The organism is Comamonas sp. SCN 65-56, assembly GCF_001724135.1.
Lineage (GTDB): Bacteria > Pseudomonadota > Gammaproteobacteria > Burkholderiales > Burkholderiaceae_C > Comamonas_C.
The window spans coordinates 1-9,438 of the sequence record NZ_MEDS01000037.1 but is presented as its reverse complement, the minus strand read 5'-3'; the positions used below and the strand labels follow the sequence as shown (position 1 = coordinate 9,438).

Genomic DNA, 9,438 nt, shown 5'->3' with positions numbered 1-9,438 from the left:
CGTGACCGCTGACTTACACTAAACCCCGCGCACAACGACCCCACCGACATCGGTCACGATCAAGCGAAACGCGCGGTCACGATCAGCGAAATACGCACAAGATCACCGGACCGGATCCAGACGGGCTTCTCCCACGTCGCTTCCGCAGCGTCGAATTCCGGCTTGACGAACAGCCCCTTTCCGAAAGAACGTGCGCCGACTTCGCGATAACGCTTGTCGGTATCCAGCACTACCTGACGCTTCTCCTGTGGCGCAACGTCGGACATCGGGCGATACGGTGCATCGGCGATGGCCGCCCGGAACTGTTGGGCCAGCAGCTGGTCGGCATCAGCCTCGATGGCGTCGAGGTGGGCGGTCAGCTGTCGGGTCTTGTCGGCCAAGGCATCAAGGCGGACGACGATGGCTTGCTGTTCGGGCAGCGAGGGAAGTGGGACTCTCTGCTGAAGGAAGCGATCCTCCTTGATCCGCACTCGATTCGTCGTCCCTTCGCTGGATGCCTTGCAAAGATCGACGAATGATTCGGACTGGACGAGCCAGCTCATGAACCCAGGCAAGCATCCTCCAGCTTCCTGCAGTTCGAACGAAGGGAAGTCGTTACTGACAATCGCCCCATCAAGCTCAGACGGAACCATGCCCAATGCCCCGTTGCGGGCATCGATCTTAGAAAGGATCAGCTGGCCACTGCGCACGAACCGGCGGGCGGTTGTTACGTCTGCCCCACGGACCTTGCCGCGACTGACGACACCCTTACCCCACAGCCGAATCGTGACCTCGTGGTATTCCGTATCTGGGGCAAGATCCGCGGGCGAGTCGGCACGGGACAGCAGTTCGCCCAAGGGCACTTGTGGCCAATTGCTCACGCTTCAACCTCGGCCACAAGCGCCTCGATCTGCCCCAACAGCTTCTGCACTTCCGCTTCATTCCCACGCATCCGTGCAACCAACTCCGCCGGCGGCACATGCTCGACGCCCTGCTTCGCACTGGGATTCTTCAGATCCAGGTTGTAGCCGCGCTTGGCGACCTCGCTCGCCTTGACCTTCCACGCCTGCGGTCCCTCCTTGCGCTTCTTCCACCACGCCAGGCAATCGGCGAACTCTTCGAACTGCATGGGCGCGGTCTTGGAGTATTTTTTGCGACCTTCCGGAAGAGGAATCTCGTAGTACCAGATGTCCCTGGTCGGCCCGGCGCGCTCGAAGAACAGCAGGTTGGCCGGAATGTCCGTATAGGGCGCGAATACGCCCTGCGGCATGCGCACGATGGTGTGCAGGTTGAAGTCCTTGAGCAGCTGCTCCTTGATCAGCGCGGCCACACCGTCGCCGAACAGGGTGCCATTGGGAACCACCACGGCGGCGCGTCCGCCGCGCTCTGCGCGCCCGGCCTTGCGCAGGCGGCCGTGGGCTGGGATGGGCGCGTCCTTGTGGCGCAGCATGCGCATGATGTACTGCAGGAAAAGCAACGCGGTTTCGCTGGTCTGCAGGTTGGGCGGGAAGTTGGCCTTGATACCGGCCTCCTCCTCGCCGCCGAAGGGCGGATTGGTCAGGATCACGTCCACGCGCTGGCTGTGGCCGATCTCGTTCAACCGCTGGGCCAAGGTGTTGCCGTAGGCGATCTGCGGTGCCTCCAGTCCATGCAGCAGCAGATTCATCTCGGCCAGCATGTACGGCAGCGGCTTAGCCTCCTGGCCGTATACAGTCGCCTGATGCAGCAGCTCGCGCTGCTTGGTGTCGCCTTTGATTTGCTGGTTGAGGTGATCGAAGGCTTCGACCAGGAAACCGCCCGTGCCGCAGGCCGGGTCGAGCACGGTTTCGCCCAGCCGCGGGTCGGTGACCTGCACCATGAAACGAACCACCGGTCGCGGTGTGTAGAACTCGCCCGAGTCCCCGGCCGCGTCGCGCATCTCGCGCAGCATCGACTCATACAGGTGCGAGAGGGTGTGGACCTCCTCGCTGCTGCTGAAGTGGATCTGATTGATCTTGTTGAGCACGTCACGCAGCAGGTAGCCGCTGACCATGCGGTTCTGCACGCCCTTGAACACGTTTGAGATGACCCGGCGCTGGCCGCCGTTGGCCTCACGGTCGGCCAACGAGCGCAGGTAGGCGAACAGACCCTGCCGGCGCTTGCCGTCCGGGCCGGGCGCCTTGTCCTGGCTCAGGAAGGCCAGTAGCTCGTCGCCGTTGATGCCGTCCGGGCGCGCGGCCCAGTCGCGCCAGCGGTACGGCGGTTCGATCAGCGGCTCGTAGTCGCGGCCATCCATCGCGGCCTCTTCCTCCTTTCGGATTTCAAGGTCGTCGAGGAATTTCAGGAACATCACCCAGGTTAGCAAAGGCAGACGGTCGGCGTCGCCATTGAGACCCTTGTCCTTGCGCAGGATCTGGCGCACGGATTTGATCAGGGCGGAGAGTTGCTGGGCAGTAGTCTGGGCGGGTTTCGCCTTCTTGGTACGGAGCATTGCGCGTTCTGCTTACTGGTACAGCGTCGCCTGCAGTCGGGTGACGGCCTCGCGCAGGGCGGGCACGCCGCCGAAGTGGCGGTCTGCGATTTCGGAAGGGGTGCCGTAGCGGTCGAAGGGGTCCACCTTCAACAGGTCCGACAGGCGGTTGAACTGGATCACGCCGCGCTCGACGTAACGGTCGAGCAGCAGGCGCAGGATATCGCGGGCAATGTCGCCATATTTCAAGAACTGGTCTTCGGCCTGCTTGCGCGCCTGCTCGGCGCGCTGGCGACGGGTCAGGAGCGGTGCGTTCCAAGCCAGATGGCAGAGCAGGTCGAAGGCGTCGGCGTCCTGATGGCCGGTGGACGCCACCAACTCATCGAAGCTGATGTGGCGCTCTGCCAGCTCGCGCAGGACTTCGATGCGGGTATCCGGGCTGGCCCACTTCGACTTCAGCTCGTCTCGGTTCGGAAACAGCGAGCGCACGGTCCGGGCCGAATACTCGGTGTAGCGCACCACCTGGAGCTTCTTGCCGTCGGCATCCAGGTCGTAGACCAGATGGCCAATGACTTCGACCTTGCCGCCGTCCACGTAGAACTTGCGCGGTTCGTCGGATTCCGTGCTGGTGACGCCGGCGGTTTCCGGATCGTCCTCGGATTCGACTTCCGGGTACTCGGGCGGTGGGTCGGTCTCGCTCAGTTCCTTCTCGACCACCTCGCCTTCATCGTCGATGGTGACCTGCTCGATGCGCGCCGGCTCGCCGTCGAAGTCCGGGTCCGCGAAGTGCTGGGTCGCGGTGCCGGTGAAGTCGATGATGTTGAAGAACTCCTTGCCGTAATCCACGCGCAGGCGGGTGCCGCGGCCGATGATCTGCTTGAACTCCGGCCGTGAGCCAACGACACGGGCCAGGACCACGTTCTTGACCATCTCGGCATCCACGCCGGTGGTCAGCAGCTGGGACGTGGTCAGGATGACGGGCGTGGGTTCATCGACATCCTTGAACTTGTGCAGGTGGGCAAGGCCGATGGCGCCCTCGTCCGCGGTCACGCGGCACACGTAATCCGGGTAGTCGCGCACGAGGTCGGCGTTGAGGTTCACCAGCGCCTGCCGCATCTCGGCCGCGTGCTCCTGATCCACGCAGAAGACGATGGTCTTGGCGAAGCGGTCGGTACCGCGCATGAAGTCGGAAAGATGCTTGGCCATTGCCTGCGTGCGTGCACGCAGGGCCACGACCCGTTCGAAGTCCTTGGTCTGGTATTCCTCGTCCGGAATCTCGCGGCCGTAACGGTCCAGTTCGTCGCGGTTCGGACGCCAACCGGCGGCATCGACCGTGGTGATGACGCGATGCACCCGGTAGGGCGCGAGGAAGCCGTCCTCGATGCCCTGTCGCAGGCTGTAGGTATAGACGGGGTTGCCGAAGTACTCGTAACTGTCGCGGGATTCCTCGCGCAGTGGGGTGGCGGTCATGCCGAAGTGCGTGGCCGCCGAGAAGTAGTCCAGCACCTTGCGCCAGCTGCTGCTGTCGCGGGCAGAGCCGCGGTGACACTCGTCGATGACGATCAGGTCGAAGAAATCCGGGGCGTACTGCCGGAACACGTCCTCGCTGGACGTGGTCAGGGCCTGGTAGATGCCGAAGTACATGTCCCGCGCCTGGCTGGGATCGGCGCCGGTGATCTTGTGGCGGGCATCGCCAAAGTGGATGAAGTCCTTGTCCTTGGGATCATCGACCAGGATGTTGCGATCGGCCAGGAACAGGATCTTCGGGCGGCGGTACTCGCCGCTGCGGTTCCAGCGACTGTTCCAGAGCTTCCAGCACACTTGGAAGGCGACGCTGGTCTTGCCGGTACCGGTGGCCAAGGTCGCCAGCACCCGCTTCTGACCGGACAGGATGGCCTCGACCACGCTGCGGATGGCCGCGTCCTGGTAGTAGCGGGGGATCTTGCCGGACGTGAGGTTGTAGGGCTCCAGCCATTGCGCCTGCGCCGCCGCCGGAAGCCCGTTCGCACCGTTCAGGCGCGCCCACAGCTCCTCGGGCGTGGCGTAGCGATCGACCTCGCGCTCGGTGCCGGTCGTGTAGTCGATTTCAATGATGCGGCGGCCGTTGGTCGCGTAGGCGAAACGCAGGCCCAGCAACTGCGCGTACTCGCGTGCCTGCTGGACGCCGTTCTCGGCCGGCAGACCGGCCTCCTTGGCCTCCACGACGGCAATCGGGAAGTCGCGCCGGTAGTAGAGCAGGTAGTCCGCCCGGCGCTGCTTGGCGCGGCGCGCCTTGCCGCCGATCAGAAGAATTCGGCCGTCGGTGATCTGGTGCTGCTCGCCGATGGCGTAGGGGGCTTGCCCCCAGCCGGCCAGCCGTATAGCAGGCGTCACCAGCTCGCGGCAGGTGTCGGCCTCAGTAAGCAGCGGTGACGATTCACGCATGGTGTTTCTTTGGCATTTTCAGAACCCCTCACGCGAGCGCGCCCCCTCTATTGCGGCTCAACGCGTTCCGCGGCTTGGAGTGCTCAAGGCCTCCCCACTAAGCGTTCTTCTGCCAAGTCACACCCATGTGGTTAGCGAAGATTTTTACCGCCTTCGTCACCGTGAAATTCATCGACATGATGTGATACGCAGTCAGAACTGCCTCCTGCAACGGCTGGGAGTCCTCCAAGCTCTCTACCGACAGCTCGACTGACCGAGCTTCGTCACGATCGATACGCCTTGAGTGATCCTTATGCACTTCTGTCGCATTGAAATGCCGTGCGGCAGCAGCCGCCTTTTCAGCTGCGTCTGGACGGCCAGCAAACATCCTCTTCGCAAGCCATCCCTTGACCATGACCTCGCCATACTCCAAGGCGTTTCCACTTTCTTGGATCAGGGAGGGGCCCATTGACTGAAGAATCGGATGCCAAAGGTGGGCCATGCTCTGATTGTCAGATATCTCACTTCGGGCGCGACCAAACGTCTCCAGGACAGCGCCCGCCGAGACAGACCCGTGCTTCGTTTGCATCTGAGCGTCAATCGGCCCCAGCTGACTCTGGCGACCCATGACTATGCGATTCGCGCCCAACGCCATCATGGTGCCTGCGGACATTGCGAATGTCGGCACGACCACTTCGATGTCGGCGAACTTCGAATGCATGTATTCAACTAGGGCGTTCGCTGCCCCAGGTACGCCCCCAGGCGTGTGCAGCACAAGGGTGAGATTTCGCTCCCACGTCATGTTGTGCATACACGCCATCAAGCCGTTGATGTCATCCATCATCAGCATAGTCATGTAACTCGGTGCCGCCGGCTTCTGCATAAAGGCCGACGCATAGAACATGACGTTACGGCCGTCGCGCTGCCTCGAGATTTCTTGAAGCGCGGCCTGCAGCTGAGCTTCTAGCCACTGGAGCTTTTCCTGATCTGTCAGCTGCGCGTCGAACTGGTCTCGGAGTTCAACCCACGATGGCATTCGCGTAGTTCTCGCACATCACGGGACTGACCGAGGCAATGATCACCCGGTCATCTTTCGTGTCCCCCAGAAGTGCGAGGTCCCCCAATGCCGACAGCTTTGCGTACTGGTCGTACAGTGCTTCAGCGTCGTCAAACGCGTTCATCGCCGAGCCAGTCATGGCGCTGCCTCTCTCCCCTAGGTTCGCGGGATGATCTTCCATATGCACAAACTTATCAACAAAGATGTCAACAGATCCTGACCGCGATCTACGTGCGTGATGAATCGTTATTGCAACACCCTCTACCGTCGATCACATAAGTAATTGATTTAAAGATACACTTTCGAAATGTAGGTCCAGTCCATCATCGGGGCGACGGACAGGCGCAACTGGTCGGCGGGAATGGCGGGCGAGGCGTTCACGCGGCGCATTGTACGGAGGCCGGGGCAGGCCCCGCCGCGATGCGCGAGAATAGGCGGTCCGTTCGACCCCTTGCCTGCCCGCCATGATGAACACCAGCTACCGCAAGTACCTGCCCGGTACCGCCCTCGACTACTTCGACGCGCGGGAGGCGGTGGAAGCGCTCAAGCCGGGCGCCTGGGCCGGCCTGCCGTACACCGCGCGGGTGCATGCCGAGAACATCGTGCGCAAGGCCGAGCCGACCCGGATCAACGACTATCTGCTGCAGCTGATCGAGCGCCGCCGCGACCTGGATTTCCCGTGGTTCCCGGCGCGGGTGGTCTGCCACGACATCCTCGGCCAGACCGCGCTGGTGGACCTGGCCGGCCTGCGCGAGGCGATCGCGGCGGCCGGCGGCGACCCGGCGCAGGTCAACCCGGTGGTGCCGGTGCAGCTGATCGTGGACCACTCGCTGGCGGTGGAAGCGCCGGGCTTCGACCCGCAGGCGTTCGCCAAGAACCGCGCCATCGAGGACCGCCGCAACGCCGACCGCTTCGACTTCATCGAGTGGTGCCGGCTGGCCTTCGACAACGTCGACGTGATCCCGGCGGGCAACGGGATCATGCACCAGATCAACCTGGAGAAGATGTCGCCGGTGATCTACACCCGCGACGGCGTGGCCTTCCCGGACACCTGCGTGGGCACCGATTCGCACACCCCGCACGTGGATGCGCTGGGCGTGATCGCGGTGGGCGTGGGCGGCCTGGAAGCGGAGAGCGTCATGCTGGGTCGCGCCTCGATGATGCGCCTGCCCGACATCGTGGCGGTGGAACTCACCGGCAAGCCCGGCCCGGGCATCACCGCCACCGACGTGGTGCTGGCGCTGACCGAATTCCTGCGCAAGGAAAAGGTGGTCGGCGCCTACCTGGAGTTCCGCGGCGAAGGCGCGTCCGCGCTGACCATCGGCGACCGCGCCACGATCAGCAACATGGCGCCGGAGTACGGCGCCACCGCAGCGATGTTCTTCATCGACGGCAATACCCTGGACTACCTGCGCCTGACCGGCCGCGACGACACCCAGGTGGCGCTGGTGGAAACCTATGCGAAGACCGCCGGCTTCTGGGCCGACGACCTGCTGCATGCGCGCTACGAGCGCACCCTGCATTTCGATCTCTCCAGCGTCACCCGCACGCTGGCCGGGCCGAGCAACCCGCACCGCCGCCTGCCGGTGGACGCGCTGGCCGAGCGCGGCATCGCCGACGAAACCAAGCTCGATGCCGCGCGCGACGAAGAGGCCCGCGGGCTGATCCCCGACGGCGCGGTGATCATCGCCGCCATCACCAGCTGCACCAATACCTCCAACCCGCGCAACGTGATCGCCGCCGCGCTGCTGGCGCGCAACGCCAATGCGCGCGGGCTGACCCGCAAGCCGTGGGTGAAGAGCTCGCTGGCGCCCGGCTCGAAGGCGGTGCAGCTGTACCTGGAGGACGCCGGTTTGCTGGGCGAACTGGAGCAGCTGGGCTTCGGCATCGTCGGCTTCGCCTGCACCACCTGCAACGGCATGAGCGGCGCGCTGGACCCGGCCATCCAGCAGGAAGTGATCGAACGCGACCTGTACGTCACCGCGGTGCTGTCCGGCAACCGCAATTTCGACGGCCGCATCCATCCCTATGCGAAGCAGGCGTTCCTGGCCTCGCCGCCGCTGGTGATCGCCTACGCCATTGCCGGCACCGTGCGCTTCGACATCGAGAAGGACGTGCTGGGCATCGACGCCGACGGCGTTGAGGTGCGGCTCAAGGACATCTGGCCGAGCGATGCCGAGATCGACGCGGTGGTGAAGGCCAGCGTCAAGCCCGAGCAGTTCCGCAAGGTGTACGAGCCGATGTTCGCGCCGCGCGCGCGCGGCCAGCAGGCCAAGCCGCTGTACGACTGGCGCGAGATGAGCACCTACATCCGCTGCCCGCCCTACTGGGAGGGCGCACTGGCGGGCGAGCGCACGCTGCGCGGCATGCGTCCGCTGGCGGTGCTGGGCGACAACATCACCACCGACCACCTGTCGCCGTCCAACGCGATCCTGCCCTCCAGCGCCGCCGGCGAATACCTGGCGAAGATGGGCCTGCCGGAAGAAGACTTCAATTCCTACGCCACCCATCGCGGCGACCACCTCACCGCGCAGCGCGCCACCTTCGCCAATCCCAAGCTGCTCAACGAGATGGTGCGCAACGACGATGGCAGCGTGCGCCAGGGCTCGCTGGCGCGGATCGAGCCGGAGGGCAAGGTGGTGCGGATGTGGGAGGCGATCGAAACCTACATGCAGCGCCGCCAGCCGCTGATCATCATCGCCGGCGCCGACTACGGCCAGGGCAGCTCGCGCGACTGGGCGGCCAAGGGCGTGCGGCTGGCGGGAGTGGAGGCGATCGTGGCCGAAGGCTTCGAACGCATCCACCGCACCAACCTCGTCGGCATGGGCGTGCTGCCGCTGCAGTTCCAGCCCGGCATCACCCGCCTGACGCTGGGCATCGACGGCAGCGAGACCTTCGACGTCGCCGGAACGCCAGCGCCGGGCGCAACGCTGACGTTGCGCATCCACCGCCGCGATGGCGACACCGTCGAAGTGCCGGTCACCTGCCGGCTGGATTCGGACGAGGACGTGCACATCTACGCCGCCGGCGGGGTGCTGCAGCGGTTCGCGCAGGATTTCATCGCAGCCAACAGCGCGGGCTGAATTCGCAGCCGCGTCAGAACCAAAAGGCCACGCGCGCCCACGCAATGGGCATGTGGCCTGCGCGGCCGGCTTGCCGCCGCGCGCCGGCCGCAGGCACATCGCCGGCACCCGCGAAAGAGTACCATTACGGTACTGATTCAAACGGGAGTGCCGCCATGTCCTTGCCTGTGCCGTCTTCCAGGGCCGAATGGGACGAGGTGCTGGTCGACATCGTCGACTACGTCCGCGATTTCCAACCCGCCTCCGCGCTGGCCTGGCGCAGCGCGCGGTTGGTGCTGATCGATTCGCTGGGCTGCGCGCTGGAAGCGCTGGAGCACCCGGCCTGCACCAAGCTGCTGGGGCCGGTGGTGCCCGGCGCCACGCTGGACAACGGCGCGCGCGTGCCCGGCACCGGCTTCCAGCTGGATCCCGTCAAGGCCGCGTTCGACATCGGCGCGGCGATCCGCTGGCTGGACTTCAACGACACC

General features: G+C 64.7%; 7 protein-coding genes. 2 read left to right on the top strand and 5 right to left on the bottom strand.

Annotation, left to right across the window (positions count from 1 at the left end; genetic code table 11):
• Nucleotides 1–59: 59 nt before the first annotated feature.
• From ABS45_RS17040 to ABS45_RS17020, 5 genes are all read right to left on the bottom strand, one after another.
• Nucleotides 60–836: a restriction endonuclease subunit S gene (locus tag ABS45_RS17040; RefSeq protein ID WP_291558004.1), complete on the bottom strand. Its 777-nt coding sequence runs from the start codon at nucleotides 834–836 to the stop codon at nucleotides 60–62.
• A 20-nt stretch (nucleotides 837–856) separates the two neighbouring features.
• Nucleotides 857–2,449 carry a class I SAM-dependent DNA methyltransferase gene (locus ABS45_RS17035; protein WP_291558002.1) on the bottom strand — a complete coding sequence of 531 codons (1,593 nt, stop codon included), beginning with the start codon at nucleotides 2,447–2,449 and terminating at the stop codon, nucleotides 857–859.
• Nucleotides 2,450–2,461: 12 nt separating this feature from the next.
• Nucleotides 2,462–4,852 (bottom strand): EcoAI/FtnUII family type I restriction enzme subunit R, encoded by a 2,391-nt coding sequence (gene hsdR, locus ABS45_RS17030; protein ID WP_291558000.1) that lies wholly within the window; start codon nucleotides 4,850–4,852, stop codon nucleotides 2,462–2,464.
• Nucleotides 4,853–4,949: 97 nt separating this feature from the next.
• Entirely contained in the window at nucleotides 4,950–5,867 is a 918-nt protein-coding gene (locus ABS45_RS17025; RefSeq protein WP_291557997.1) for a hypothetical protein, read from the bottom strand.
• Complete coding sequence (locus ABS45_RS17020; protein ID WP_291557994.1) at nucleotides 5,851–6,069, bottom strand: hypothetical protein; 219 nt, start codon at nucleotides 6,067–6,069, stop codon at nucleotides 5,851–5,853. The genes ABS45_RS17025 and ABS45_RS17020 overlap by 17 nt, the downstream gene beginning before the upstream one ends.
• A 283-nt stretch (nucleotides 6,070–6,352) precedes the next feature.
• On the opposite strand from ABS45_RS17020, the gene acnD reads away from it, so the two are divergent.
• Both acnD and ABS45_RS17010 read left to right on the top strand, forming a co-directional pair.
• Nucleotides 6,353–8,971, top strand: coding sequence for a Fe/S-dependent 2-methylisocitrate dehydratase AcnD (gene acnD / locus ABS45_RS17015; protein ID WP_291557991.1), 2,619 nt, complete (start codon nucleotides 6,353–6,355; stop codon nucleotides 8,969–8,971).
• Between the two features lie 155 nt (nucleotides 8,972–9,126).
• On the top strand, nucleotides 9,127–9,438 hold a 312-nt coding region (locus ABS45_RS17010), incomplete at its 3' end, for an MmgE/PrpD family protein (RefSeq protein ID WP_291557989.1).

Excerpts from the sequence above, each read along its gene's own strand:
- ABS45_RS17035 (WP_291558002.1), bottom strand. The coding sequence starts at position 2,449 with ATGCTCCGTACCAAGAAGGCGAAACCCGCCCAGACTACTGCCCAGCAA.
- hsdR (WP_291558000.1), bottom strand. The coding sequence starts at position 4,852 with ATGCGTGAATCGTCACCGCTGCTTACTGAGGCCGACACCTGCCGCGAG.
- ABS45_RS17025 (WP_291557997.1), bottom strand. The coding sequence starts at position 5,867 with ATGCCATCGTGGGTTGAACTCCGAGACCAGTTCGACGCGCAGCTGACA.
- ABS45_RS17020 (WP_291557994.1), bottom strand. The coding sequence starts at position 6,069 with ATGGAAGATCATCCCGCGAACCTAGGGGAGAGAGGCAGCGCCATGACT.
- acnD (WP_291557991.1), top strand. The coding sequence starts at position 6,353 with ATGATGAACACCAGCTACCGCAAGTACCTGCCCGGTACCGCCCTCGAC.